The following is a 26,097-nucleotide window of genomic DNA, read 5'->3' as shown; positions in this document are numbered from 1 at the left end:
CGGAGAACCCGCCAGGGAGGAGAAGCGACGAAAAGAAATAAAGGGAGGAGGGCGAGCGGAGGCGCTCTGAGACTTAATGCGTCTTGTAGACGTTTTTTGATTCTAGCATATGCCGATTCGCGCCTGAGCGGCCGATCGGTGGCTCGGCGGGGGGCGGGTTTTTGGGTTTAAAAAACACACCCGGGCAGACCCGGTTTAACGGTGGGGGACCCGGAATGCGCGCCTGCGCGGCGGTGGGGTGGCTCGGGGGGGTCGGTGTTGCGGTTTCACAACACGTCCGCGGGACTGCCGGTATTACAGGTGGCTGTCCAGGAATGCGGTGAGCTGCGACTTCGACAGCGCGCCGACTTTCTGCGCGGCGGCCGCGCCGTTCTTGAACAGGATCAGCGTCGGGATGCCGCGCACGCCGAACTTCGCAGGCGTTGCCTGGTTGTCGTCGACGTTGATCTTCGCGATCTGCAGCTTGTCGCCGTAGTCCTTCGCGACTTCGTCGAGGATCGGGGCGATCATCTTGCACGGGCCGCACCATTCGGCCCAGAAGTCGACGAGCACGGGCTTGTCGGATTTGACGACGTCCTGTTCGAACGATGCGTCGCTGATGTGTTTGATCTGTTCGCTCATTGGGTCAATACCTCTTACGGTTCGGGGACTGCCTGCTTGCGCGTTGCAGCGGTACCGGCCGCCGTAGGCTGCCGGCCGCTGCGGCAGGTCACTCCGCCTTTCCGGAAAGGAGGGGCGTAAGCGCTGCATGCCGCGGCTCGCGGGTCGTTCGGGCGTCATATTAGCCTAAATTGCTATCTGCTGCGGGCGGCGATAGTAGCCGCTTCGCGAGTAGGGGTACGACGCGCCGTTCGACCGGTGCGTTTCGAAGGTGGAGGCCTGTGCGCGAAATACAAGAGCCGCTGTCCATAACCCCGTTGTATATACGTGTGCTCGCGCGGACTGTGCGACCGCATCGCGCGCCGGTTCGTGCAATCCTGCGCATTGTTGCGAACAAACGATCGCATTCGGCTGGAAGCGGTGATAGAATATGCCGTGACGGGCCTCCTCGCATGGTGGGGCGGTGAACCTGGTCAGGTCGGGAACGAAGCAGCCACAATCGTTTTCTGCCAGTGCCGAGGGTTGGGCTCGTCACCTTCCCTCTCGCCCCGTTCGCCGGGCGATTTTTATTTCTGCGTCGTTCTCCGCTGCGTCACTCTCCGTTTTCCCCGCGCTTTGCCCATATTCCGCACCGTTTCGCGTGTCGGCGCGACGCAGCGTTACTGATACAATTTCCCGATGACCTATCAAGTTCTCGCACGCAAGTGGCGTCCGAAGGATTTCGCTTCGCTCGTCGGCCAGGAGCACGTCGTCAGGGCGCTCACGCACGCGCTCGACGGCGGGCGTCTCCATCACGCCTATCTGTTTACCGGAACCCGCGGCGTCGGCAAGACGACGCTGTCGCGGATCTTCGCGAAGGCGCTCAACTGTGAAACCGGCGTCACGTCGCAGCCGTGCGGCGTGTGCCGCGCGTGCCGCGAGATCGACGAAGGCCGCTTCGTCGACTACGTCGAGATGGACGCGGCGAGCAACCGCGGCGTCGACGAGATGGCCGCGCTGCTCGAGCGCGCGGTGTACGCGCCCGTCGATGCGCGCTTCAAGGTCTACATGATCGACGAAGTGCACATGCTGACGAACCATGCGTTCAACGCGATGCTGAAGACGCTCGAGGAGCCGCCGCCGCACGTCAAGTTCATCCTCGCGACGACCGATCCGCAGAAGATTCCCGTCACCGTGCTGTCGCGCTGCCTGCAGTTCAACCTGAAGCAGATGCCGGCCGGGCACATCGTGTCGCACCTCGAGCGCATCCTCGGCGAAGAACATATCTCGTTCGAGCAGCAGGCGCTGCGTCTGCTCGCGCGTGCGGCGCAGGGCAGCATGCGCGATGCGCTGTCGCTGACCGACCAGGCGATCGCCTATTCGGCGAACGAAGTGACCGAGGCGGCCGTGTCGGGCATGCTCGGCGCGCTCGACCAGACCTACATGGTGCGCCTGCTCGATGCGCTCGCCGCCGGCAACGGCCCGGAGATCCTCGCGATCGCCGACGAGATGTCGCTGCGCAGCCTGTCGTTTTCCACCGCGCTGCAGGATCTCGCGAGCCTGCTGCACCGGATCGCATGGGCGCAGTTCGCACCGGGTTCGGTGCTGGACGAATGGCCGGAAGCGGCCGACCTGCGGCGCTTCGCGGAAACGCTGAGCCCCGAGCAGGTTCAGTTGTTCTACCAGATCTCGACGGTCGGACGCGCGGAACTCGGCCTTGCGCCGGACGAGTACGCCGGCTTCACGATGACGCTGCTGCGGATGCTCGCGTTCGAGCCGGCCGTCGCTGCCGGCAGTGCACCCGGCGGCCAGCCGGCCGCGCCGCGTGCCGTGCCCGCGCCGCGCACGGAAGCGGTTGCCGCGCCGGCGGCATTGGCCAAAAAGCCGGCAGCGCCTGCGCAGGGAGTGCGCCCGCAAGCTGCTGTCGCCCCGGCTGCGCCAGCGGCGCGTCCGGCGCCTGCGCCGTCCGCCGATACGTCAAGCGCCGCTGCCGTGAAGCCTGCGGCCGCACCGGTTGCGGTCGATGTGCCGGCCGAACCGGCGCCGCGTGCTGCGCCGGCCGCGCGTTCCGCGCCGCGCGGTGGCGCGGCGGCCGCACTCGACGTGCTGCGCAATGCCGGCATGCGCGTGTCGTCCGAGCGCTCGCGGGCCGGCGCTGCGCCAAAGCCGGCGGCAGCTCAGCCGGCCGCCGAGAAACCGGCTGCGTCGCGTCCCGCCGTGCAGGTGCCGACGCCGCGCGCGGCGGCCCGCGCACCGCAGGCCGCCGACACGCGTCAGGCTCTGCCGCCGTGGGAGGACATCCCGCCGGACGAATACGTGCCGCTCAGTGCGGACGAGATGTTCGGCGGCGCGGCCGACGACGGCTTCGTGCCGGTGTTCGACAGCGGCCCGGACGACGTGCGCATTGCGCCGAAGCCGGCCGAGGCCCGTCCGTCCGCATCGGTCGACACGCGTCCGCTGCCGCCCGCGATCGCGCTCGATCCGGTCGGTTTCGACGGCGATTGGCCGGCACTGGCCGCCCGGCTGCCGCTCAAGGGCGTCGCGTATCAGCTGGCGTTCAACAGCGAGCTGACGGCCGTCGATGCGACGACGCTGAAACTTTCCGTGCCGGTGCCGCAGTACGCGGACGCCGCGCAGGTCGCGAAACTGAAGGCTGCGCTGGCCGACGCGCTCGGCAGGCCGGTCGAGGTCGCGGTCGAGGTCGGGCCCGCACGACGCACCGCAGCGGCGCTCGATGCGGCCGCACGCGCGGCGCGCCAGCGCGAGGCCGAGCAGGAGATCCACGGCGATCCGTTCGTCCAGCAACTCGTGCGCGACTTCGGCGCGCGTATCGTCGAAGGCTCGGTGCGGCCGCTTGCCGATTCGGCGCCGGACGCGACGCCGCCAACGCTGCATTGAACGAATCGCACCGCAACAGGCACAATCACGCCCGCACACATTGACCGGCACGCGCCGCGTGCCGGTTTCACACGATCAGAAGGAGTATTCCCATGTTGAAAGGCAACCTCGCCGGACTGATGAAGCAAGCGCAGCAAATGCAGGAAAACATGAAGAAGATGCAGGAGCAGCTTGCGCAGATCGAAGTCGAAGGGCAGTCGGGTGCCGGCCTCGTCAAGGTGACGATGACCTGCCGCAACGAAGTGCGCCGCGTGGCGATCGACCCGAGCCTGCTCGCGGACGACAAGGACATGCTCGAGGATCTCGTCGCCGCTGCGTTCAACGACGCCGTGCGCAAGGCCGAAGCGACGTCGCAGGAAAAGATGAGCGGCATGACGTCAGGCTTGCCGCTGCCCCCGGGCTTCAAGCTGCCGTTCTGAACGAAGCGTCCGTTCCGCCTTTGCCGCCGTATGAAACAGCCGTCCGCCCTGTCCGCGCTCGTCGAAGCGCTGCGCGTATTGCCCGGTGTCGGGCCGAAATCCGCGCAGCGCATGGCGTACCACCTGATGCAGCACGATCGGGAGGGCGCGGAGCGGCTCGGCCGGTCGCTGCTGTTCGCCACCGAGCACTTGCAGCACTGCGAGAAGTGCAACACGTTCACGGAAGCGCAGATCTGCGAGGTCTGCAGCGACGACGAACGTGATCCGACGCTGCTGTGCGTCGTCGAGACGCCTGCCGACCAGATCATGCTCGAGCAGACGATGACGTACCGCGGGCTGTACTTCGTGCTGATGGGTCGCCTGAGCCCGCTCGACGGCATCGGCCCGAAGGAAATCCATTTCGACCGCCTCGTGCGGCGCGCGTCCGACGGCATCGTCAAGGAGGTCGTGCTTGCGACCAACTTCACGAACGAGGGCGAAGCCACCGCGCACTACCTCGGCCAGACGCTGAAGGCGCGCGGGCTCGCGGTCACGCGCCTCGCGCGCGGCGTGCCGGTGGGCGGCGAACTCGAATACGTCGACGCGGGCACGATCGCCCGCGCGATGCTCGACCGCCGCACGATGTAAGTCTGGCGCTGCCGGCCGGCGGCGCCGTTCCTCATGTCAGGGAGACACATGAGCACCAGCCAGGGCCCGCTCGCGGGCGTCAAAGTGCTCGAATTCGGGACGCTGATCGCGGGGCCGTTCGCGTCGCGCCTCTTTGCCGAATTCGGCGCGGAAGTGATCAAGATCGAAGATCCGAACGGCGGCGACCCGCTGCGCAAGTGGCGCAAGCTGCATCCGGAGCAGGGCGGCACGTCGCTGTGGTGGTCGGTGCAGGCGCGCAACAAGAAGTCCGTCACGCTGAACCTGAAATCCGATGCCGGCAAGGCGATCGCGCGGCAACTCGCGACCGAGGCCGACATCGTGATCGAGAACTTCCGCCCGGGCCTGCTCGAGAAGCTCGGCCTCGGCTACGACGTGCTGTCGGCCGACAACCCGGGTCTCGTGATGGTGCGCCTGTCCGGTTATGGGCAGACGGGCCCGTATCGCGATCGGCCGGGTTTCGGCGCGATCGCCGAATCGATGGGCGGCTTGCGTCACATCACGGGCTATCCGGATCTGCCGCCGCCGCGCATCGGCATTTCGATCGGCGACTCGATCGCCGCGCTGCACGGCGTGATCGGCGCGCTGATGGCGCTCCACCATCGCAAGGTCAACGGCGGCGCGGGACAGGTGGTCGACGTTGCGCTGTACGAAGCCGTGTTCAACATGATGGAAAGCGTCGTGCCCGAATACGGCGTGTACGGGATGGTGCGCGAGCGCACGGGGGCATCGCTGCCGGGCATCGTGCCGTCGAACACTTACGCGTGCCGCGACGGGAGCATCGTGATCGGCGGCAACAGCGACCCGATCTTCAAGCGGCTGATGAAGGCGATCGAGCGCGACGACCTCGCCGACGATCCCGCGCTCGCGCGCAACGACGGGCGCGTGCCGCGCACGCAGGAAATCGACGACGCGATCGCCGCATGGCTCGCACCGCGCACGATCGACGAGGCGCTCGTCGTGCTCAATGCGGCCGACGTGCCGGCCGGACGCATCTACAGCGCCGCCGACATGTTCACCGATCCGCAGTTCATCGCTCGGCAGATGATCCAGCGTTTCAAGCTGGCCGACGGCACCGACATTCCGCTGCCGAACATCACGCCGAAACTGTCCGACACGCCGGGCGAAACGCGCTGGCTCGGGCCCGAGCTCGGCGAGCATACGGACGAGGTGCTGCGCGGCCTCGGCTACGACGCGCAGGCGATTGCCGCGCTGCGAGAGGCCGGCGCAATTTGAACGCCGCGCGCCGCGCGTTTGGCGTCGGGCCTGCCCACTGAACGCCCCTGGACGGGGGCGCCCTTCGGCGTGAAAACCCGGCGCGACACGGCGTTTTCCTGAGCGAGCAGAACGCCGCCGCGCGATGCGGCGGCGCGCCGTGTCTGCCCATGCATGCCGGCTTGTCCGCCGCGGCCGGACTGTCGCTCTCGCGCCATCTTTCCTCGGTTACAATCGCCGGATGCGAATCCTACTCAGCAACGACGACGGCTATCTCGCCCCCGGTCTCGCCGCGCTCAGCGAAGCGCTGCAGCCGCTCGCCGAGCTCACGGTGATCGCGCCCGAGCAGAACTGCAGCGGCGCATCGAATTCCCTCACGCTGTCGCGCCCGCTGTCGGTGCAGTGCGCGGCGAATACGGGTTTCTTCTACGTGAACGGCACGCCGACCGATTCGGTGCACGTCGCGTTGACGGGCTTGGCCGACGCGAAGCCGGACCTCGTCGTTTCGGGCATCAACAACGGCCAGAACATGGGCGAAGACACGCTCTATTCAGGGACAGTTGCAGCCGCCACCGAAGGCATCATGTTCGGCGTGCCGGCCATCGCGTTCTCGCTGGTCGACAAGGGCTGGGCCCATCTGGCGGACGCCGCGCGCGTCGCCGCGGAAATCGTCGAGCACTATCTCGCGCATCCGCTGTCGGGGCAGCCGCTGCTGAACGTCAACATTCCGAACCTGCCGTACGACGAACTGAAAGGCTGGAAGGTCACGCGCCTCGGCAAGCGTCATCCGTCGCAGCCGGTGATTCGCCAGACCGACCCGCGTGGCGAGCCGATCTACTGGATCGGGGCCGCGGGCGCGGCGCTGGACGCGAGCGAGGGCACCGATTTCCACGCCGTGGCAAACGGTTTCGTTTCGATCACGCCGCTGCAGCTCGATCTCACGCATACGCAAATGCTGCCTGCAACGCGCGAATGGGCGCGCGCAGGCGGGCGGGCTTCATGAGCGGCGAGCGCGCGAAGCGGTTCCCGCTCGCGCTCGAAGATCTCAAGCGAGCGCCACGCAAATCGGACGGCCGGGTCGGCGAACGCCATGCGGCGGTCGCGCTGCCGAAGCCCGTCGACAAGCCCGCCGCCGTGCCGAAGCCGGTCGTGGTGAATGGGAATGGGGCCCGCGCGACGCTGCCCGGCGCGGCGACGGCGAAGCCGGCGAGTGCGCCGAAGCCGACCGTGCTGAAGCCCGCGATGCCGAAGCCGGCCGCGCCGAGCATCGCGCCGGCTGGCGCGTTTGCATTGACGTCGGAACGTGTACGCGAGCGCATGGTCGAACGCCTGCGCGCGAACGGCGTGACCGACGCGCGCGTGCTGGATGCGATGGCCGCGGTGCCGCGTCACATGTTCGTGGATCCCGGGCTCGCGACGCAGGCCTACGAGGATTCCGCGTTGCCGATCGGCCACCAGCAGACGATTTCCAAGCCGTCGGTCGTTGCGCGCATGATCGAGCTCGCAATGGCCGGCCGCACGCTCGAGCGCGTCCTCGAGATCGGCACGGGTTGCGGCTATCAGGCCGCCGTGCTGAGCCATGTGGCGCGCGACGTGTATTCGATTGAACGCATCAAGCCGCTGTACGAGCGCGCGAAGCTGAACCTGCGGCCGCTGCGCGTGCCGAACATCCGTCTGCATTACGGCGACGGGCGTGTCGGCCTGCCGTCCGCGGCCCCGTTCGACGCGATCGTGATCGCGGCGGCGGGGCTCGACGTGCCGCAGGCGCTGCTCGAGCAGCTCGCGATCGGCGGGCGGCTCGTCGCGCCGGTGGGCGCGCAAAGCGGGCAGCCCCAGGTGCTCACGCTGATCGAGCGCGTCGCGCACGCGCAATGGCGGGAGTCCCGGCTTGATCGCGTTTTCTTTGTCCCTTTAAAATCCGGAGTGATTTGAAACCGATGAGTATGTTGCGCGCGATGCAAAACAACCGATCCAGGGAACCGCTCACGTTCGCGCAGCGCGCGATCTGTGTTGCTGCGTTCTCCACGCTTCTGGCCGCCTGTGCGACGCGGCTCGACAACGCGCCTGTCGTCGACCGCTCCGGTACGCTCGGCACCACCGCTGCCGCACAGCCGGCGGTGCCGCTCGGCCCGCCGCCGCCGGGTTTCTACCGTGTGAAGCCGGGCGACACGCTGTACCGGATCGCACTCGAGAACGGGCAGAACTATCGCGACATCGCCGCGTGGAACAATCTCGCGAACCCGAACCAGATCGAAGTCGACCAGTTGCTGCGCGTCGCGCCGCCGGGTGGCGCGGCGGTCGCGGGTGCGCCGGTTGCCCCGCCGATCGGCGGCGCAGCCGTGGCGACCGCGCCGCTGAGCAGCGGGCCCGCGACGCCGGCCGCCGGCACGTCGTCTGCGATCACGCCGCCGCCTGCCGCCGCATCGAGCGACACGGCCGCCGCGCCGAGCGGCCCCGTCACGTTCTCGTGGCCCGCGCGCGGCCCGGTGTTGAACGGTTTCGACGACGCGAAGAACAAGGGCATCAATATCGGCGGCACGGCCGGCGAGTCCGTGAAGGCAGCGGCCGACGGCCGCGTCGTCTATTCCGGCAACGGCCTGCGTGGCTACGGCAACCTCATTATCATCAAACACGATGCAACTTACCTCACGGCGTATGCACATAATCGCGCTTTGATGGTAAAAGAGGGGGACGCGGTGACGAAGGGGCAGAAGATCGCCGAGATGGGTAACAGCGATGCCGACCGCGTGATGCTGCATTTCGAGGTTCGCCGGCAGGGTAAGCCTGTCGATCCGCTGAAGTATTTGCCGCCTCAATAACCGAGACGACCATGCCGAAATCGAAGCGCCACGAGCCGCAAGCCGAGTCTGAGAAGATCAGTCGTGCCACGCAAGCATCGGTGGGCCGAGCTGGCGCTTCGACGGACGACGAAGACGACGTCGCGGAAAACGAACGTGACGTCGAGGCGCGCGACGCCGATGCGGACGGTGGCGACGAGCGCGAGGAGCGCGCGGAGGCGGCGCCCGACGTCGACGATTTCCGCGCATTGCTCCAGGCCGAGCTCACGGCCGACACGATCCAGCATTACCTGAACCGCATCAGCGTGAAGCCGCTCCTGACCGTCGAGGAGGAGCAGCGCTATTCGCGTCTCGCGAAGGCCGGCGAATTCGAGGCGCGGCAGGTGATGATCGAGCGCAACCTGCGGCTCGTCGTCAGCATCGCGAAGGGCTATCTGAACCGTGGCGTGCCGCTGCTCGACCTGATCGAGGAAGGCAACCTCGGCTTGATGCATGCGATCGAGAAATTCGACCCGACGCGCGGCTTTCGCTTCTCCACCTATGCGACGTGGTGGATCCGGCAGAGCATCGAGCGGGCGATCATGAACCAGGCGCGGACCGTGAGGCTGCCCGTGCACGTGATCCGCGAACTGAACCAGGTGCTGCGCGCGAAGCGCCACCTCGAAAAGAATTCGATGTCGACGGGCGAGGCGGCCGAACGCCGCGAAGCCAGCATCGACGACATCGCCTACCTCACCGGCAAGACCGCCGAGGAAGTCACCGACATCCTCGCGCTCAACGAGCACACCGCATCGCTCGATGCGCCGCTCGATCTCGATCCCGCGAGCAGCCTGCTCGACCTGCTGCCCGACGATCAGAGCCAGTCGCCCGACGCCGAAGTGCAGCACCGCGAGCTCGAGACGCTCACGCGCGCGTGGCTGTCGCGGCTGTCCGACAAGCATCGGCACGTGATCGAGCGCCGCTTCGGCCTGAATCACATCGAGCCGGCCACGCTCGAGGAGCTGGCCGACGAGATGGGGCTCACGCGCGAGCGCGTGCGGCAGATCCAGCAGGAAGCGCTGGTGCGCCTCAAGCGGTTCTTCGCCTCCAATGGCGTGCGCAAGGACGCCGTTCTGTAACTGATGACTCCGATTCTCGTTTTTGACATCGAGACCATTCCCGATGTCGACGGCATTCGCCGTCTGGAAAGCCTGCCCGCGACGCTCGACGATGCCGCGGTGGCCGAACATGCATTCGCCGCACGCCGCGAGAAGACCGGCAGCGATTTCCTGCCGCACTACCTGCAGCGGATCGCGGCGATCTCCTGCGTGTTCCGCGACAACAACGGCTTTCGCGTGCGCTCGCTCGGCACGCCTCAGGACAACGAGGCGGCGCTGGTCCAGTCGTTCTACCGCGTGATCGAGAAATACACGCCGCAACTCGTGTCGTGGAACGGCGGCGGCTTCGATCTGCCGGTGCTCCATTACCGTGCGCTCGTGCACGGGATTCCCGCGACCCGCTACTGGGATCTCGGCGAGGACGACCGCGAATTCAAGTGGAACAACTACATCTCGCGCTATCACTCGCGCCATACCGATCTGATGGACGTGCTCGCGATGTATCAGGCGCGCGCCAATGCGCCGCTCGATGCGCTCGCGAAACTGTGCGGCTTCCCGGGCAAGCTCGGGATGGACGGCAGCCAGGTGTGGACGGCGTTCCAGGACGGACGGATCGAAGAGATCCGCAACTACTGCGAGACCGACGTCGTCAATACGTATCTGCTGTATTGCCGCTTCCAGCTGATGCGCGGCGGCCTGACCGCGAGCGAGTACGCGGACGAGATCCTGCTCGTGAAGAATTCGCTCGCGCAGGAGCCCGCGTCGCACTGGGCCGAATACCTGGCCGGTTTCGACGCGTGAGCTTGGCCGCCCGCGTTGCGGCCGCACTCAATCGAGTTCGAGTATGACGGGCTGGTGATCCGACGCGCGCACGTCGCCGTCGATCTCGCAGTGCGTGACGCGCGGCAGCAGCGTATCGGTCACGAACACGAAATCGCATGCGAGCGGGCCGTCCGACCATTGCGCGGTGTCGTAGACGCCGGCGGTCGGCGGCGGCGTGCGGCCCGGGTGCCGGGCGACCCATGCATCGACGAACGTCGGCGCATCGGCGATCGGCTCCAGCAGGCGCCGGTACGCATCACTGCCGAACGCACTGTTGAAGTCGCCGCAGATGATCGCATCGCGCGGCTGGGTGGTCGGGGTGAACGGCCCGGTCGCATTCTCGGCCGGAGCGGGATGGTCGGCGTGCGCGCAGGCCTCGCGGTGCCGGGCGCGCAGCGCATCGACTTGCGCGAGTCGCTGGCGCGCTGAATAGAACTCGAGGTGTGTCGCGACGATGCGCACCGGGCCCTTCGACGTGGCCAGCTCCACCTCGACCGCGACGCGCGGCATCGACGGTGCAGCGGCGTCCGCCGGCCACGGCAGCAGCTGGCGCAGCACGCGCGCGACCGGCAGCCGGGTCGCGATCGCGTTGCCGAATTGCCGGCGCGGTGCGCCCGGATCGAGCGCCGGCAGGTCGGCCCCGATCGCATCGACGATCGCATAGCCGGGCAGCAAGGCGGCCAGTTCGGCGAACTGGTCGGGGCCCGGCTGGCCGGGCAGCGCGCCGAAACCGCGCGTGACTTCCTGCATGCACAGCACGTCGAAGTCGCCGAGCAGGCGGGCGGCGGCGATCGTGCGCGCGAGGTCGACGACGCCGTCCGCATCCCGACCCCATTGAATGTTCCAGTCGATCAGTCGCATGGTCTAGTCTCCTGAGATTCTTGCCTGCGAGCAGAACCCGTGCCGCCCGGTCGGCCGTGCGCGGTGCGGTGCGTCCATGCCGGTGGCGCGGTGGCCGAGCGCCTGTCTGCGAACCATTCTCGCGCCGCGTGGCGCGCCATGCGCATCGGCAGCGGCGCTTGCGCGACGAAAGCGGGCGAGGCGGGCTGTCGTCGTCTACAATCTCGCCTTCTTCAACGTTTTGTCAGGAAAAGCTGGTGTCCGAAGCCGTCCCCACTTCTGCGCGCAAATCGAAAAATGCGCCCGTCGCGCCCGGGCCCGCCCCGGTTCTCGAGATCGAATCGCTCGACATGGAAGCGCGCGGTGTCGGCCGCACGGCGACCGAGGACGGCACGCCGGGCAAGGTCATCTTCGTCGAAGGCGCGCTGCCCGGCGAGCGCGTGACTTATTCGAGCTACCGCCGCAAGCCGAGCTACGAGCAGGCGACCGTTGTCGACATTCTGCGCCCGAGCGTGCTGCGCACGCAGCCGAAATGCACGTTCTTCGGCACCTGCGGCGGCTGCTCGATGCAGCATCTCGACATGCGCGCGCAGGTCGCGATCAAGCAGCGCGTGCTCGAGGACAACCTGTGGCACCTGTCGAAGCTGCGCGCCGAGACGATGTTCGCGCCGATCCACGGCCCGTCGTGGGGCTATCGCTACCGTGCGCGCCTGACCGTGCGCAACGTCGCGAAGAAGGGCGGCGTGCTGGTCGGCTTCCATGAGAAGAAGAGCAGCTACGTGGCCGACATGACGAGCTGCGAGGTGTTGCCGCCGCACGTGTCGGCGATGCTCGTGCCGCTGCGCCGGCTCGTCGAAGGGCTGTCGATCCGCGACCGGATGCCGCAGATCGAGCTTGCGGTCGGCTCGGAAGTCACGGCGCTCGTGCTGCGCGTGCTGGAGCCGATCAATGCGGACGACGAAGCGCTGCTGCGCGCGTTCGCGGACGAGCACAAGGTGCAGTTCTGGCTGCAGCCGAAGGGCCCGGATACGGTGACGCCGTTCTATCCGCTCGACGTATCGCTCGACTACACGCTGCCGGAGTTCGGCATTCGCATGCCGTTCAAGCCGACCGACTTCACGCAGGTCAATCATCAGATCAACCGTGTGCTGGTGGGGCGTGCGCTGCGCCTGCTCGCGCCGTCGCGCGACGATCGCGTGCTCGACCTGTTCTGCGGGATCGGCAACTTCACGCTGCCGCTCGCGCGCCTGTCGCGCGAGGTGATGGGCATCGAAGGCAGCGAAACGCTGACCACGCGCGCGCTCGCGAATGCGCGCGAGAACGGCGTGGACGGGCATACGACGTTCGCGTGCCGGAACCTGTTCGAAGTGACGGGCGACGACATCCGCGCGCTCGGCGCATTCGACAAGTTCCTGATCGATCCGCCGCGCGAAGGTGCGCTTGCCGTGTCGAAGGCGCTGGCCGAAATCGCGCAGAGCGGCGCAGGCCCGCTGCCCAAGCGCATCGTCTACGTGTCGTGCAATCCGTCGACGCTTGCGCGCGACGCGGGTTTGCTCGTGCACGAGGCCGGCTACCGGCTGAAGGGTGCCGGGGTCGTGAACATGTTCCCGAATACGTCGCACGTCGAATCGATCGCGCTGTTCGAGCGCGACTGAGCGGCGTGGACGGCGGACGTAAAAAAACCGGCCCGCGGGCCGGTTTTTCCTGGTGCGCAGCGAGCGTCAGTTGCGGTTGCCGCCGAAGATGCCGAGCAGTGCGAGCAGGTTCGTGAACACGTTGTACAGGTCGAGGTAGATCGCGAGCGTGGCCGAGATGTAGTTCGTCTCGCCGCCGTTCACGACGCGCTGCACGTCGAACAGCATGTACGCCGAGAAGATCGCGATCGCGAGCACCGACACCGTGAGCATCAGCGCGGGCAGGTGCAGGAACATGTTCGCGACCGACGCGAGCAGGATCACGATCACGCCCATGAACAGCCACTTGCCGAGGCCGGAGAAATCGCGCTTGCTGACCGTGGCGATCGTCGCCATCGCGGCGAAGATGATGCCGGTGCCGCCGAACGCGAGCATGATCAGCGACGGGCCGTTCGAGAAGCCGAGGATGAAGCTCAGCAGCCGCGACAGCATCAGGCCCATGAAGAACGTGAAGCCGAGCAGCACGAAAACACCGGCTGCACTGTTTTTCGTCCGCTCGATCGCGAACATGAAGCCGAACGCGATCGCGAAGAACGCGAGCAGGCTCATCATCGGGCTCGTGGCCGCGAACAGCGAGAAGCCCGTCGCGACGCCGACCCATGCTCCCAGCACCGTCGGAACCATCGACAGCGCGAGCAGCCAGTACGTGTTCCGCAGCACGCGGTTACGAACCTCCGCGGTGCTGACGGAGCCGCCGCGGCCGAAATTGTACGGATAGTCGTTCATGGTTTCTCCTAACATTGAACGCGTGGGCGTCCGGGGCCGGCTCGGCGCGAGCGGTGTGCGGCGCAGCAAACCGGAGCAGCTATGGCTAAGATACGTTCCGCGCCGCTTGGTTTCAATGGCCGGGCAGCGCAAAAACATATGGATTCGGAACCTTTCACTCGTGTAAGGGTTCAATCGCAATGATACACGGGATCGTGCTACAATAGCGGATTCATTTGAACCTGTAACTTCTTAATTTCTTGGAGTTTTTATGGCAATCGAGCGCACCCTGTCGATCATCAAGCCGGATGCGGTGGCAAAGAACGTGATCGGCCAGATCTACAGCCGTTTCGAAGGCGCCGGCCTGAAGATCGTCGCATCGCGCATGGCGCACCTGTCGCGTGCAGACGCCGAGAAGTTCTACGCAGTGCACGCAGCACGTCCGTTCTTCAAGGACCTCGTCGATTTCATGATCTCGGGCCCGGTGATGATCCAGGTTCTGGAAGGTGAAGGCGCGATCCTGAAGAACCGCGACCTGATGGGCGCGACGGATCCGAAGAAGGCGGAAAAGGGCACGATCCGCGCCGACTTCGCCGACAGCATCGACGCGAACGCCGTGCACGGCTCGGACGCTGCGGAAACGGCAGCGGTCGAAATCGCATTCTTCTTCCCGGAAATGAACGTCTACTCGCGCTAAGCTCCGGCTGGCAACAAGTAGGCTGGATTCAGCGCACGCGGCAAGGCAGCACATCATGACGAGCGAAACTTCCGTCAATCTTCTCGACTTCGATGCCGAGGGTCTTGTCGCGTACTGCGGCAGTCTCGGCGAGAAGCCGTTCCGCGCCAAGCAGTTGCAGCGCTGGATCCACCAGTACAACGCCGGCGATTTCGACGGCATGACCGATCTCGCGAAGTCCCTGAGAGAAAAGCTCAAGGGCCGCGCGTCGATCGTGATGCCCGATATCGTCAGCGACCACGTTTCCACCGACGGCACGCGCAAGTGGCTGATCGACGTCGGAAACGGCAATGCGGTCGAAACCGTGTTCATCCCGGAAGAGACGCGCGGCACGCTGTGCGTGTCGTCGCAGGCCGGGTGTGCGGTCAACTGCCGCTTCTGCTCGACGGGCAAGCAGGGCTTCTCCCGCAACCTGTCGACAGCCGAAATCATCGGCCAGCTCCGGATGGCCGAATTTGCACTGCGTGCGTCGCTCGGTCGCGCGCCCGGTCCGAACGGCAAGGCCGAACGGGTCGTCACCAACGTGGTGATGATGGGCATGGGCGAGCCGCTGCTGAACTACAACGCGGTCGTGCCCGCGATGCGGCTGATGCTCGACGACAACGCGTACGGCCTGTCGCGCCGCCGCGTCACGCTGTCGACGTCCGGCGTGGTGCCGATGATGGACCGCCTCGGCGCCGAATTGCCGGTCGCGCTCGCCGTGTCGCTGCACGCGCCGAACGATGCGCTGCGCGACGAACTGGTGCCGCTCAACAAGAAGCATCCGCTGCGCGAGCTGATGGCCGCGTGTCAGCGCTATCTGAAAGTCGCGCCGCGCGACTTCATTACTTTCGAATACTGCATGCTCGACGGCGTCAACGACACCGAAGCGCATGCGCGCGAACTGCTGGCCGTCACGCGTGACGTGCCCTGCAAGTTCAACCTGATCCCGTTCAACCCGTTCCCGGAATCGGGCCTCATCCGCTCGAAGCCGGAGCAGATCAAGCGCTTTGCGCAGGTTCTCATCGACGCGGGTGTCGTCACGACCGTGCGCAAGACGCGCGGCGACGACATCGACGCCGCGTGCGGCCAGCTGGCCGGCGCCGTGAAGGATCGTACGCGTCTGGCGGAGCGAACGGGCGCGGCAGCAAAAATCATCGAAGTTCGGGCGGTGTGACGGGGCGCCTCGCTGGCGCGCCTGGCCGGGGATGCCCGAATCTTTTGGCGGTACAACACGCGAATAGCGATCGGTCGCGGCGCCTCGGCGCCGCGCATGGCATGACAAGGTGCGGATGCCGGCTGGCAAGAGCCGGCGGCGTCCGCCAGTGAAGAAGAATCGACGCGAGGACAAGGATGAGTGAGCCGCAGCCGTCAAACGGCGCAGAGACGAATGCCGCGCAGCCGGCACCGGCGGGACTGGAAACGCTGGCGGCAGTCGGCGGTCGGCTGGCGCAGCTTCGGGAGGCGAAGGGCTGGACGGTCGACGACGTGTCGGCACGGCTCAAGGTCGCCCCGCAGAAGCTGCGTGCGCTCGAGGCCGGCGACATCAGTCATTTGCCCGGCGTGACGTTCGCGATTGGCGTCGTGCGCAGCTACGCGAAGATGCTCGGCGTCGATCCGGAGCCGTTCGCGCAGGCGCTGCGCCGCGAGCGCGGCGCGCCGGAAGTCGACCTGTCGATGCCTGCGTCGTCGGGCACGGATCTGCCGCGCGGCCGCGTGTCGATTCCGCTTGGCGGCTCGTCGCACCACCACCCGTGGTTGTGGGGCACGGCGATCGTCGTCGTCGCGGTGGTCGCGGTACTGATGTGGCACACTGGCGGCGATTCGTCGAGCTGGCTCGCGCGCTTCAAGGGCGGCGATGCCGGGCATGCGCCGGCCGCCAGCGCCGCTGCGGGCTCGTCTGTCGACGCGGCGGCGAGCGCTGCGTCGGCGGCGGCCGGCAATGAGGCTCCGGCCGTGGCGGCAGCGTCCGGCGCAGCGCCGCAAGCGGTGGCGTCGGCGGCACCGGCGCCGGCAGCACCCGCGCCGACGGCTGCATCCGCGTCGCAATCGGCACAACCGGCACAACCGGCACAACCGGCACAACCGGCACAACCCGTCGTCGCGACGGCCGCCGTGGCAAGCGCTGCCGCGCCGGCTCAGCCCGCGAGCGTCGTGGTGGCGGCAGGTCAGTCGATGGTCGAACTGAAGGTCAAACAGGAAAGCTGGTTCAGCGTGCGCGACAAGAGCGGCAAGGAGCTGTTCTCGGGGCTGGTGCGGGCCGGCGAAGCGAAGCAGGTCGCCGGCGACGGGCCGTTCAAGGTCACGATCGGCAACAAGGCGGGCCTCGATTCGGTCGCGTTCGACGGAAAACCCGTCGATCCGGCAAAATATTCGGCAGCGCGGGGGAACGTGGCGCGGTTCACGTTGCCCTGACGTCAAGCGCCGTGACGAAGGCCTGTCGCCGACAGGCCGCGACGGCACGGCGCTTTTTCAATTCATGCGCCGCATCGCGGCGCATTCCGCGTAAATGGATCTATCGATGCAATCCGAAGCTCAATCCCCACGCAGCAGTCAGATTTGTTCAACCGAGCCGGTGTTCGGCGGGCATCAGCCACGCCGCGTATCGCATGCGGTGGATGTCCGCTGGGGCGGGCAGCTCGTGACGATCGGCGGCGATGCGCCGGTGCGTGTGCAGTCGATGACGAACACCGACACGGCCGACGCGATCGGCACGGCGATCCAGATCAAGGAACTCGCGAATGCGGGCTCCGAACTGGTGCGTATCACCGTCAACACGCCGGAAGCCGCGGCCGCCGTGCCGGCGATCCGTGAGCAGCTCGACCGGATGGGCGTGACCGTCCCGCTCGTCGGCGATTTCCACTACAACGGCCATCTGCTGCTGCGCGACTATCCGGGCTGCGCGGAGTCGCTGTCGAAGTACCGGATCAACCCCGGCAACGTCGGTCAGGGCGCGAAGCGCGACACGCAGTTCGCGCAGATGATCGAGGCGGCGGCCAAGTACGACAAGCCGGTGCGGATCGGCGTGAACTGGGGCAGTCTCGACCAGGACCTGCTCGCACGCATGATGGACGAGAACGGCGCGCGTGCGCAGCCGTGGGGCGCGCAGAGCGTGATGTACGAGGCGCTGATCCAGTCGGCGATCGGCTCGGCCGAGCGCGCGGTCGAGCTCGGCCTGGGCCGCGATCGCATCGTGCTGTCGTGCAAGGTCAGCGGCGTGCAGGACCTGATCGCGGTGTACCGCGAGCTCGGCCGCCGCTGCGGCTTCGCGCTGCACCTCGGGCTGACCGAGGCCGGCATGGGCTCGAAGGGGATCGTCGCGTCGACGGCCGCGCTCGGCGTGCTGCTGCAGGAAGGGATCGGCGACACGATCCGCATCTCGCTGACGCCCGAACCGGGCGCGTCGCGCACGGGCGAGGTGATCGTCGGCCAGGAAATCCTGCAGACGATGGGCCTGCGCTCGTTCGCACCGATGGTGATCGCGTGCCCGGGCTGCGGCCGCACGACGAGCACGCTGTTCCAGGAACTCGCGATGCAGATCCAGACGTATCTGCGCGAGCAGATGCCGGCGTGGCGCAAGGAATATCCGGGCGTCGAGAAGATGAACGTGGCCGTGATGGGCTGCATCGTCAACGGCCCGGGCGAGTCGAAGCACGCGAACATCGGCATCAGCCTGCCGGGTTCGGGCGAGAACCCGGCCGCGCCCGTCTTCATCGACGGCGAGAAGGTCAAGACGCTGCGCGGCGAGCGGATCGCCGAGGAATTCCAGCAGATCGTCAGCGACTACGTCGCACGCAATTACGGCCGCACCGAGGCCCTGAACTAATTCGTCCACATACACGAACGATGACTGAACAGAAACGCAAGATCGAGAAGCTCACCGGCGTCAAGGGCATGAACGACATCCTTCCGCAGGATGCCGGTCTGTGGGAATTCTTCGAAGCTACCGTGAAATCGCTGCTGCGCGCATACGGCTATCAGAACATCCGCACGCCGATCGTCGAACATACGCAGCTCTTCACGCGCGGCATCGGCGAAGTCACCGACATCGTCGAGAAGGAGATGTACAGCTTCACCGACGCGCTGAACGGCGAGAACCTGACGATGCGCCCGGAAAACACCGCGGCCGTCGTGCGTGCGTCGATCGAGCACAACATGCTGTACGACGGCCCGAAGCGCCTGTGGTACATCGGACCGATGTTCCGTCACGAGCGTCCGCAGCGCGGCCGCTACCGCCAGTTCCACCAGGTCGGCGTCGAGGCACTCGGCTTCGCGGGCCCGGACGCGGACGCGGAAATCATCATGATGTGCCAGCGCCTGTGGGACGACCTCGGGCTGACCGGCATCAAGCTCGAGATCAACTCGCTCGGCCTCGCCGAAGAGCGCGCCGCGCACCGTGTCGAGCTGATCAAGTACCTCGAGCAGTTCGCGGACGTGCTCGACGAGGACGCGAAGCGCCGTCTGTATACGAACCCGCTGCGCGTGCTCGACACGAAGAACCCCGCGCTGCAGGAAATCGCGCAGAACGCGCCGAAGCTGATCGACTTCCTCGGCGACGAGTCGCGCGCGCACTTCGAAGGGCTGCAGCGCCTGCTGCTCGCGAACAACATCCCGTTCAAGATCAACCCGCGTCTCGTGCGCGGTCTCGATTACTACAATCTGACCGTGTTCGAGTGGGTGACCGACAAGCTCGGCGCGCAGGGCACGGTCGCGGCCGGCGGCCGCTACGATCCGCTGATCGAGCAGCTGGGCGGCAAGCCGACGGCCGCATGCGGCTGGGCGATGGGCATCGAGCGCATTCTCGAGCTGCTGAAGGAAGAGGATCTCGCGCCCGAGCAGGAAGGCGTCGACGTATACGTCGTGCACCAGGGCGAGGCCGCACGCGAACAGGCGTTCATCGCGGCCGAGCGTCTGCGCGACACGGGCCTCGACGTGATTTTCCACTGCAGCGCCGACGGCGCGCCGGCCAGCTTCAAGTCGCAGATGAAGCGGGCCGATGCGAGCGGCGCCGCGTTCGCGGTGATCTTCGGCGAAGAAGAGATCGCGAACGGCACGGTGGGCGTGAAAGCGCTGCGCGGTGCGGGCCAGGAAGGGGAAAAGAGCGTTCAGCAGACCGTACCGGTCGAAAGCTTGACCGAATTCCTAATCAATGCGATGGTTGCATCCGCCGAAGACGGCGACGACTGATCGCGCTGGCATTCGCTGACAAGAAAAGCCTGAACAGGAAGGAATCGCTCGCCGATGAGTTATCACGACGAACAAGAATCGATTGAAAGTGTGAAAGCGTGGTGGGCCCGCTGGGGCAACCTCACCACGTGGATCGTGCTCGCGGCGCTGGTCGTCGCGGCCGGTTTCAACGGCTGGAACTACTGGCAGCGCCGTCAGGCCGCCGAGGCGTCCGGGCTGTACGAGCAGGTCCAGAAGGCTGCCGCCGCGAACGACAAGGCGACGATGGCCCGCGCGGCTGCCGACATGGAAGACAAGTACGGCAGCACGCCGTACGCGCAGATGACGGCGCTCTCTGCCGCGAAGACGCTCTATGCGGCCGGCGACGCCGCAGGCGCGAAGGCGCAGCTGCAATGGGCCGCCGATCACGCGAAGGACGACGAGTACAAGCAGATCGCGAAGCTGCGTCTTGCGTCGCTGCTGCTCGACGAGAAGGCGTACGACGCAGGCCTCGCGCTGCTCTCCGGCACCCCGGTCGATGCGTTCAAGGGCCTTGTGGCGGATCGCCGCGGCGACCTGCTTGCCGCGCAAGGCAAGACCGACGATGCGCGCAGCGCTTACAAGCTCGCGCTCGACGGCCTGTCGAAGGACGATCAGTCCGCGCGCCAGCTCGTGCAGTTCAAGCTCGACGCGCTCGGCGGCTGATCCCGGCCCCCTCAACCTCTTAACTCTGCTTCGCTAACCGATGAATTTGCTGAAACGTTACGCTGTGCCCGTAGCCTGCGCGGCGGCTGTCCTGGCATTGGCGGCCTGCTCGTCGTCGAAGGACGCGCGCCGCGTGCCGACGCCACTCACCGAGTTCAAGCCCGTCATGGACGTGCAACAGGTCTGGAAGGCGAGCGTCGGCAAGGGCGGCCGCTACCTGTTCTCGCCGGTGGCCGTGGGCGACGCCGTCTACGCGGCGGGCGAAAACGGTTCGGTCGAGAAGATCGACGCGAAGACGGGCCAGACGCTGTGGCGCACCAAGGTCGATTCCGACCTGTCGGCCGGTGTCGGCAGCGACGGCAACCTGACTGCGGTCGGCGCGCTGAAGGGCGGCGTGTTCGTGCTCGGTCCCGACGGCAAGCAGCTGTGGAAGACCGCCGTGCAGGGCGAGATCTTCTCGCCGCCGCTCGTGGGCAACGGCCTCGTGATCGTTCGCACGATCGACGGCCAGGTGATCGCGTTCGATGCGCAGACGGGCGAGCAGAAGTGGAACTACCGCAACCGTGCGGTGCCGCTGAACCTGCGCGTGTCGGCCGGCATGACGTTCGCGGGCGACGCGGCCGTGCTGGCGGGCTTCCCCGGCGGCGGTCTCGTCGCGATCAACCTGCAGACGGGCGACCCGTACTGGCAAACGCCCGTGTCGTTCCCGAAGGGCGTGACCGAAGTCGAGCGGATCAACGACGTCAGCGGTCCGCCGACGCTCGTGGGCGCCGAAGCCTGCGCGGTCACGTTCCAGGGTCAGCTCGGCTGCTTCGATGCGAACTCGGGCCGCCCGCTGTGGGAAAAGCCGTTCTCGAGCCGCAGCGGTCTGGCGCAGGACGATTCGGTGGTCGCCGGCGGCGACGACTGGTCGATCGTGACGGCGTACGATGCCGGCTCCGGCAACCCGCTCTGGCGCAACGACAAACTGAAGAGCCGCGACGTCGGCGTGCCGTACCTGCTCGGTCATGCAGTCGTGATGGGCGACTACCAGGGCTTCGTGCACTTCCTGTCGCGCGAGGACGGCAGCTTCATCGCGCGGATGAAGACTGACGGCAGCGCGATTACGGCGGCGCCGGTCCTCGCGGGCAACACGCTCGTCGTGCAGACGAAGGACGGCGGCCTGTACGGGTTCCGTCCGCGCTGACGCGCGCGAAACATGCGCGGCCGCGGCGCGGCGGGCTTGTCCCGCGCACCGCGGGCCGTGCGACATGAAGGCGGCCGGTGTCCCCGGCCGCTCGGTATTTGAAAGGCAGTTCGAAACGAAAGACGACGGCGTGCAACGCGCGCCCGGCGCGCGCATCCGACGCGGCGCGAATTCGTGATATTTTCATTCAGCGCAGCCGCCCGCAGCAGCGGGCCTCCCGCTGCTGCGCATCACCGTAGAAAACACAGATGAAACCGGTCATTGCCCTCGTTGGGCGCCCCAATGTGGGGAAATCCACGCTGTTCAATCGGCTCACGCGCTCGCGCGATGCGCTGGTCGCCGACTTGCCGGGCCTCACGCGCGATCGCCATTACGGCGAAGGGCGCGTCGGCGCGCGGCCGTACCTGGTCGTCGACACCGGCGGCTTCGAACCCGTCGCGAAGGACGGCATCCTGCACGAAATGGCGCGCCAGACGCGCCAGGCGGTCGAGGAAGCCGACGTCGTCGTGTTCATCGTCGACGGCCGCAACGGCCTCGCGCCGCAGGACAAGTCGATCGCCGACTACCTGCGCGAGACCGGCCGGCCGATCTTCCTCGTCGTCAACAAGGCCGAGGGGATGAAGTACACGGCGGTCGCGACGGACTTCTACGAGCTCGGGCTCGGCGACCCGCGCGCGATCTCGGCCGCGCACGGCGACGGCGTGACCGACATGATCAACGAGGCGCTGGAAGTCGCGTACGCGGGCCAGCCGGAGGAAGCGGACGAGGACGATCCGTCGCGCGGCATCAAGATCGCGATCGTCGGCCGCCCGAACGTCGGCAAGTCGACGCTCGTGAACGCGCTGATCGGCGAGGATCGCGTGATCGCGTTCGACATGCCGGGCACGACGCGCGATTCGATCTACGTCGACTTCGAACGTAACGGCAAGAAGTACACGCTGATCGACACCGCGGGCCTGCGGCGCCGCGGCAAGGTGTTCGAGGCGATCGAGAAGTTCTCGGTCGTGAAGACGCTGCAGTCGATCTCCGACGCGAACGTCGTCATTCTTCTGCTGGATGCGCAGCAGGACATTTCCGACCAGGACGCGCACATCGCCGGCTTCGTCGTCGAGCAGGGTCGTGCGCTCGTGATCGGCGTCAACAAGTGGGACGGTCTCGACGATCACGCGCGCGATCGCGCGAAAGCGGATTTGACCCGCAAGCTGAAATTCCTCGACTTCGCGAAGTCGCACTACATTTCGGCCGCGAAGAAGACGGGCATCGGCGCGCTGATGCGCTCGGTCGACGACGCCTACGCGGCGGCGATGGCGAAGCTGCCGACGCCGAAGCTCACGCGCGCGCTGATCGAGGCCGTCGAATTCCAGCAGCCGCGCCGTCGCGGCCCGGTGCGTCCGAAGCTGCGCTACGCGCACCAGGGCGGCCAGAATCCGCCGCTGATCGTCATCCACGGCAACGCGCTCGATGCCGTGACGGAAACGTACAAGCGTTACCTGGAAAACCGATTCCGCGAAACTTTCTCACTGACCGGGACTCCATTGCGCATAGAGTTCCGTTCGTCGAACAACCCGTACGCGGACAAGGGCTGAAGCACGCCCCGCAAGGCCTCGGCCGTATGGCCTAGCCCCGGGCGGGGCAGGCAAAATCAGCTATAGTGTAGCGATTGGCGCCGGATCTCTTTTTCTTCGTCGCCAATCCAGATCAACCTGCAAAAAAAGATGGAGTACGCCATGAGCAACAAAGGGCAATTGTTACAAGACCCGTTTTTGAACGCACTGCGCAAAGAGCACGTTCCCGTTTCGATCTATCTCGTCAACGGCATCAAGCTCCAAGGGAACATTGAATCGTTCGACCAGTACGTCGTGTTGCTCCGTAATACGGTGACCCAGATGGTCTACAAGCACGCCATCTCGACGGTCGTGCCGGCGCGCCCGGTGAATTTCCACCCGGACGCGGAAGCCTCGTCCTAACCTATCGCAGCGGCCGGCACCCGGTCGCCGCGAGCGACCGATGCCAGCCGCCTTATCTTGACACCCGAAAATTTGATCAACGCAGCACTCGTCGGCATCGATTTCGGCAAGACCGATTTCGAAGCCAGTCTCGAAGAACTCAGTCTTCTCGCCTCCAGTGCGGGGGCCCGTCCCGCCGTCACCCTCACGGGTCGTCGCGCCAGTCCCGATGCCAAGATGTTCATCGGCAGCGGCAAAGCCGAAGAACTGCGGCTTGCGTGCGACGCGCACAACGTCGAAATCGTCATCTTCAACCACGCACTTGCGCCGGCCCAGCAACGCAATCTGGAGCAGGCGCTTAACCGGCGTGTGGTCGATCGCACGAGCCTCATCCTCGATATCTTCGCGCAGCGCGCCCGCAGCCACGAAGGCAAGCTGCAGGTCGAGCTCGCGCAGCTGCAGTACCTGTCGACCCGGCTGATCCGCGCGTGGACCCACCTGGAACGGCAAAAGGGCGGTATCGGCTTGCGCGGCCCCGGTGAAACGCAGCTCGAAACCGACCGCCGGCTGATCGGCGAACGCATCAAGATGCTGAAGTCGCGGCTCGATCGGCTGCGCCGGCAGCACAGCACGCAGCGTCGCCAGCGCGCACGCAGCGGCACGATATCGGTGTCGCTCGTCGGCTATACCAACGCGGGCAAGTCGACGCTGTTCAATGCGCTGACGAAAGCACAGGCCTACGCGGCCGACCAGCTGTTCGCGACGCTCGATACGACGTCGCGGCGCGTGTACCTGGGCGACGAAGTCGGCCAGATCGTCGTGTCCGACACGGTCGGGTTCATCCGCGAGTTGCCTCACCAGCTGGTTGCCGCATTCCGCGCGACCCTCGAGGAAACGATCCATGCGGATCTGCTGCTGCACGTGGTCGATGCATCGAGCGCGGTGCGGCTCGAACAGATCGAGCAGGTCAACGGCGTGCTGCACGAGATTGGCGCGGACACGATCCGGCAGGTGCTGGTGTTCAACAAGATCGACGCCGTGCCCGAGCTGGCGGCCCGCGGCGACGCGGTCGAGCGGGACGAATATGGTAATATTTCGCGCGTCTTTTTGAGCGCGCGCACCGGCCAGGGTCTTGATACGTTGCGTGCCGCCATCGCCGAAATCGCCTCCGGGGAGCAGCTTTCCGGCGCGACGTTATCCGACGACGCGCTCGACGGCGCACCCGCTGAACCACACGAAGACCGCACGATTTCCGAACACGGGCGCTAACCGGCCCCGGCCGGTTAGCCGGCGTCCAATCTGGTGAACAAACTCTGGTGAACGAATACAACGAGCGGAGTACCTTGCGGCGGATGCGCGCCTTGCTGTCGATCAACGATCCCCGGTGGGGACGTAGCGAAGGCAAGGGCAACGACGGATCCCGTCCGCGTACGAACGAATCGAAGCGTCCGCCCGGCGGCGACGGTGACGGTCCGCCCGATCTCGACGAGATGTGGCGCAACTTCAACCGGCGTCTGAGCGGCCTGTTCGGCGGCAAGGGCGGCAACGGTTTCCGGCCCGACAACGGCCGGGCCGCGCGCGTCGGCGTCGGCATCGTGATCGGCGTGCTGGTTGCGGTCTATGCGGGCAGCGGGCTGTTCGTCGTACAGGAAGGCCAGACGGGTGTCGTGCTGCAACTCGGCAAGCTGTCGGGCACGGTGGGTCAGGGCGTGCACTGGCGCGCGCCGTATCCGTTCGCGTCGCACGAGATCGTCGATACGTCGCAGGTCCGTTCGATCGAGATCGGCCGCAACAACGTCGTGCGTCTCGCGAACGTGAAGGAAGCGGCCATGCTCACGCGCGATGCCGACATCGTCGACGTGCGCTTCATCGTCCAGTACCGGATTCGTTCCGCAACCGATTACCTGTTCCGCAACGTCGATCCCGAGCGCAGCGTGTCGCAGGCCGCGCAGGCCGCGGTGCGCGCGATCGTCGGCACGCGCAGTGCGGCCGACATGTTGAACCAGGACCGCGACGCGCTGCGCGAGCAGCTTTCGGCCGCAATCCAGCGCGATCTCGACCGCTACCAGACGGGGCTCGAAGTCACGGCCGTCACGATGCAAAGCGTCGCGGCGCCGGAGCAGACGCAGGGCGCGTACGCGGAAGTCGCGAAGGCGCGCGATGAGCGCGAAGCCGCGAAGCGTGCCGCTCAGGCTTACGCGAGCGACCTGCTGCCGAAGGCGCAGGGCGATGCCGCGAAACTCGTCGACGAAGCGAAGGCTTATGCCGATCGCGTGGTGACGGAGGCCGAGGGCGACGCCGACCGCTTCAAGCAGGTCTATGCACAGTATTCGAAGGCGCCCGCGGTGATTCGCGAGCGGATGTACCTCGAGACGATGCAGGAGATCTATTCGAAAACGACGAAGGTATTCGTCGGCAACAAGGGCGGCAACAGCGTCGTGTATCTGCCGCTCGACAAGATCGTCGAACAGGGGCGACAAAATGCCGCGGCGTCCGCCGGCGCATCCGCGCCCGATGCGGCCTCGGCGTCGGCACCGGCCGACGGCACGGCGAGTGCGCCGGCCAGCGCGGCTTCGGCCGCCGCCGCGCCGGCAGCGAGCAGCGACGTGCTGCGGTCGCGCGAAGCGTTCCGCAGCCGCTCGCGCGAAGACGATACGAAGTAACGGG

The 26,097-nt window shown here is 66.6% G+C and carries 24 protein-coding genes and 1 other RNA gene; 22 read left to right on the top strand and 3 right to left on the bottom strand.

All coding sequences use genetic code 11. The features are described 5' to 3' along the window. Positions 1 to 294: 294 nt before the first annotated feature. Complete coding sequence (trxA, locus tag O1Q03_RS22715) at positions 295 to 621, bottom strand: thioredoxin TrxA (RefSeq protein WP_006402348.1); 327 nt, start codon at positions 619 to 621, stop codon at positions 295 to 297. Positions 622 to 1,037: 416 nt separating this feature from the next. On the opposite strand from trxA, the gene ffs reads away from it, so the two are divergent. From ffs to O1Q03_RS22665, 10 genes are all read left to right on the top strand, one after another. Next, an RNA gene (gene ffs / locus O1Q03_RS22710) (signal recognition particle sRNA small type) lies at positions 1,038 to 1,136 on the top strand. A 142-nt stretch (positions 1,137 to 1,278) separates the two neighbouring features. Next, positions 1,279 to 3,477, top strand: coding sequence for a DNA polymerase III subunit gamma/tau (locus O1Q03_RS22705; RefSeq protein ID WP_269506282.1), 2,199 nt, complete (start codon positions 1,279 to 1,281; stop codon positions 3,475 to 3,477). Positions 3,478 to 3,569: 92 nt separating this feature from the next. Next, positions 3,570 to 3,896 carry a YbaB/EbfC family nucleoid-associated protein gene (locus O1Q03_RS22700; RefSeq protein WP_006755698.1) on the top strand — a complete coding sequence of 109 codons (327 nt, stop codon included), beginning with the start codon at positions 3,570 to 3,572 and terminating at the stop codon, positions 3,894 to 3,896. Positions 3,897 to 3,926: 30 nt separating this feature from the next. Next, a complete protein-coding gene (gene recR, locus O1Q03_RS22695; RefSeq protein ID WP_151068233.1) occupies positions 3,927 to 4,523 on the top strand; it encodes a recombination mediator RecR in 597 nt (198 codons plus the stop codon). Positions 4,524 to 4,571: 48 nt separating this feature from the next. Further along, positions 4,572 to 5,777: a CaiB/BaiF CoA transferase family protein gene (locus O1Q03_RS22690; protein WP_269506275.1), complete on the top strand. Its 1,206-nt coding sequence runs from the start codon at positions 4,572 to 4,574 to the stop codon at positions 5,775 to 5,777. 220 nt (positions 5,778 to 5,997) lie between these two features. Beyond that, positions 5,998 to 6,759, top strand: a complete 762-nt coding sequence (gene surE, locus O1Q03_RS22685) for a 5'/3'-nucleotidase SurE (protein WP_269506273.1) — start codon at positions 5,998 to 6,000, stop codon at positions 6,757 to 6,759. Further along, positions 6,756 to 7,688: a protein-L-isoaspartate(D-aspartate) O-methyltransferase gene (locus O1Q03_RS22680; protein WP_269506271.1), complete on the top strand. Its 933-nt coding sequence runs from the start codon at positions 6,756 to 6,758 to the stop codon at positions 7,686 to 7,688. The genes surE and O1Q03_RS22680 overlap by 4 nt, the downstream gene beginning before the upstream one ends. 5 nt (positions 7,689 to 7,693) lie before the next feature. Then, positions 7,694 to 8,575, top strand: coding sequence for a peptidoglycan DD-metalloendopeptidase family protein (locus O1Q03_RS22675; RefSeq protein WP_269506269.1), 882 nt, complete (start codon positions 7,694 to 7,696; stop codon positions 8,573 to 8,575). Between the two features lie 11 nt (positions 8,576 to 8,586). Beyond that, complete coding sequence (gene rpoS / locus O1Q03_RS22670) at positions 8,587 to 9,672, top strand: RNA polymerase sigma factor RpoS (protein WP_269506267.1); 1,086 nt, start codon at positions 8,587 to 8,589, stop codon at positions 9,670 to 9,672. A gap of 3 nt (positions 9,673 to 9,675) precedes the next feature. After that, a complete protein-coding gene (locus tag O1Q03_RS22665; protein WP_269506266.1) occupies positions 9,676 to 10,452 on the top strand; it encodes a 3'-5' exonuclease in 777 nt (258 codons plus the stop codon). A 27-nt stretch (positions 10,453 to 10,479) separates the two neighbouring features. On the opposite strand, the gene O1Q03_RS22660 is transcribed toward O1Q03_RS22665, so the two are convergent. Beyond that, a complete protein-coding gene (locus O1Q03_RS22660; protein WP_269506264.1) occupies positions 10,480 to 11,334 on the bottom strand; it encodes an endonuclease/exonuclease/phosphatase family protein in 855 nt (284 codons plus the stop codon). 236 nt (positions 11,335 to 11,570) lie between these two features. On the opposite strand from O1Q03_RS22660, the gene rlmD reads away from it, so the two are divergent. Then, positions 11,571 to 12,968 carry a 23S rRNA (uracil(1939)-C(5))-methyltransferase RlmD gene (gene rlmD, locus O1Q03_RS22655; RefSeq protein ID WP_269506262.1) on the top strand — a complete coding sequence of 466 codons (1,398 nt, stop codon included), beginning with the start codon at positions 11,571 to 11,573 and terminating at the stop codon, positions 12,966 to 12,968. Between the two features lie 66 nt (positions 12,969 to 13,034). On the opposite strand, the gene O1Q03_RS22650 is transcribed toward rlmD, so the two are convergent. Continuing rightward, the gene (locus O1Q03_RS22650) at positions 13,035 to 13,733 is read right to left on the bottom strand and encodes a Bax inhibitor-1/YccA family protein (RefSeq protein ID WP_269506260.1); all 699 of its coding nucleotides are present in this window, start codon (positions 13,731 to 13,733) and stop codon (positions 13,035 to 13,037) included. 250 nt (positions 13,734 to 13,983) lie between these two features. Here O1Q03_RS22650 and ndk point away from each other — a divergent pair, with 250 nt between their 5' ends. The 11 genes from ndk to hflK all read left to right on the top strand — a co-directional run bounded on the left by ndk (position 13,984) and on the right by hflK (position 26,093). Further along, positions 13,984 to 14,409 (top strand): nucleoside-diphosphate kinase, encoded by a 426-nt coding sequence (ndk, locus tag O1Q03_RS22645; protein WP_006478674.1) that lies wholly within the window; start codon positions 13,984 to 13,986, stop codon positions 14,407 to 14,409. A gap of 55 nt (positions 14,410 to 14,464) precedes the next feature. Next, complete coding sequence (gene rlmN / locus O1Q03_RS22640) at positions 14,465 to 15,604, top strand: 23S rRNA (adenine(2503)-C(2))-methyltransferase RlmN (protein ID WP_124828558.1); 1,140 nt, start codon at positions 14,465 to 14,467, stop codon at positions 15,602 to 15,604. 176 nt (positions 15,605 to 15,780) lie between these two features. Then, positions 15,781 to 16,842 carry a helix-turn-helix domain-containing protein gene (locus O1Q03_RS22635; protein WP_269506257.1) on the top strand — a complete coding sequence of 354 codons (1,062 nt, stop codon included), beginning with the start codon at positions 15,781 to 15,783 and terminating at the stop codon, positions 16,840 to 16,842. Between the two features lie 106 nt (positions 16,843 to 16,948). Continuing rightward, complete coding sequence (gene ispG / locus O1Q03_RS22630; protein ID WP_269506255.1) at positions 16,949 to 18,253, top strand: flavodoxin-dependent (E)-4-hydroxy-3-methylbut-2-enyl-diphosphate synthase; 1,305 nt, start codon at positions 16,949 to 16,951, stop codon at positions 18,251 to 18,253. 20 nt (positions 18,254 to 18,273) lie between these two features. After that, the gene (gene hisS / locus O1Q03_RS22625) at positions 18,274 to 19,614 is read left to right on the top strand and encodes a histidine--tRNA ligase (protein ID WP_269506253.1); all 1,341 of its coding nucleotides are present in this window, start codon (positions 18,274 to 18,276) and stop codon (positions 19,612 to 19,614) included. Positions 19,615 to 19,668: 54 nt separating this feature from the next. Continuing rightward, complete coding sequence (locus O1Q03_RS22620) at positions 19,669 to 20,298, top strand: tetratricopeptide repeat protein (protein WP_269506250.1); 630 nt, start codon at positions 19,669 to 19,671, stop codon at positions 20,296 to 20,298. Between the two features lie 40 nt (positions 20,299 to 20,338). After that, positions 20,339 to 21,484 (top strand): outer membrane protein assembly factor BamB, encoded by a 1,146-nt coding sequence (gene bamB, locus O1Q03_RS22615; protein ID WP_269506249.1) that lies wholly within the window; start codon positions 20,339 to 20,341, stop codon positions 21,482 to 21,484. 248 nt (positions 21,485 to 21,732) lie between these two features. Beyond that, positions 21,733 to 23,070, top strand: a complete 1,338-nt coding sequence (gene der / locus O1Q03_RS22610) for a ribosome biogenesis GTPase Der (protein ID WP_269506248.1) — start codon at positions 21,733 to 21,735, stop codon at positions 23,068 to 23,070. A gap of 141 nt (positions 23,071 to 23,211) precedes the next feature. Next, positions 23,212 to 23,451: an RNA chaperone Hfq gene (gene hfq / locus O1Q03_RS22605; protein WP_006399927.1), complete on the top strand. Its 240-nt coding sequence runs from the start codon at positions 23,212 to 23,214 to the stop codon at positions 23,449 to 23,451. 72 nt (positions 23,452 to 23,523) lie between these two features. Beyond that, on the top strand, positions 23,524 to 24,699 hold the full coding sequence (gene hflX / locus O1Q03_RS22600; RefSeq protein ID WP_269506324.1) for a GTPase HflX: 1,176 nt from the start codon (positions 23,524 to 23,526) through the stop codon (positions 24,697 to 24,699). Between the two features lie 47 nt (positions 24,700 to 24,746). After that, the gene (gene hflK / locus O1Q03_RS22595; RefSeq protein ID WP_269506246.1) at positions 24,747 to 26,093 is read left to right on the top strand and encodes an FtsH protease activity modulator HflK; all 1,347 of its coding nucleotides are present in this window, start codon (positions 24,747 to 24,749) and stop codon (positions 26,091 to 26,093) included. The last annotated feature ends 4 nt before the right edge of the window (positions 26,094 to 26,097 follow it).

Source organism: Burkholderia sp. IMCC1007 (assembly GCF_027257875.1).
Classification (GTDB): Bacteria; Pseudomonadota; Gammaproteobacteria; order Burkholderiales; family Burkholderiaceae; genus Burkholderia.
The sequence above is the reverse complement of the archived record's forward strand: the minus strand, read 5'-3'. Positions and strand labels throughout refer to the sequence as shown.